General features: G+C 61.4%; 1 pseudogene. It reads right to left on the reverse strand.

Going from position 1 to position 373, the window contains the following annotated elements:
• Positions 1-252: 252 nt before the first annotated feature.
• A pseudogene (locus FK498_RS19075) lies at positions 253-373 on the reverse strand (IS630 family transposase); the annotation flags it as partial.

The following is a 373-nucleotide window of genomic DNA, read 5'->3' on the forward strand; positions in this document are numbered from 1 at the left end:
AGCGCCAGGCAAACCGCTATCCTGACTGCGCCTCGCGGCAGTCAGCGCGAACGACCCTCGTTCCGCAGAGGTCTCCTCTGGTCTCGCGTTCTGCCTTTGGTCGCCGCTCATAACCTGAAGGTCGCAGGTTCAAATCCTGCCCCCGCAACCAAATTCGCCCGCTAAGTCAAAGGCTTATACCACCTCGTGTGGACGGTGACTCACGAGGGGGATTCCCCGACGCGGGGGTGATGTGATACCAATTCCCGCTGATCAGAACCCATGTGCCCATTCGCGCCGTCCGATGGACATGATGCGCCAGGGCTGCGCGACGAGGCGGTTCCAGTGATGGCAGCAGTGATCGACGATGTCGTCGTGATCGCGGAAGATGCGG

This window comes from Elioraea sp. Yellowstone, from assembly GCF_006704265.1.
Taxonomy (GTDB): domain Bacteria; phylum Pseudomonadota; class Alphaproteobacteria; order Acetobacterales; family Acetobacteraceae; genus Elioraea.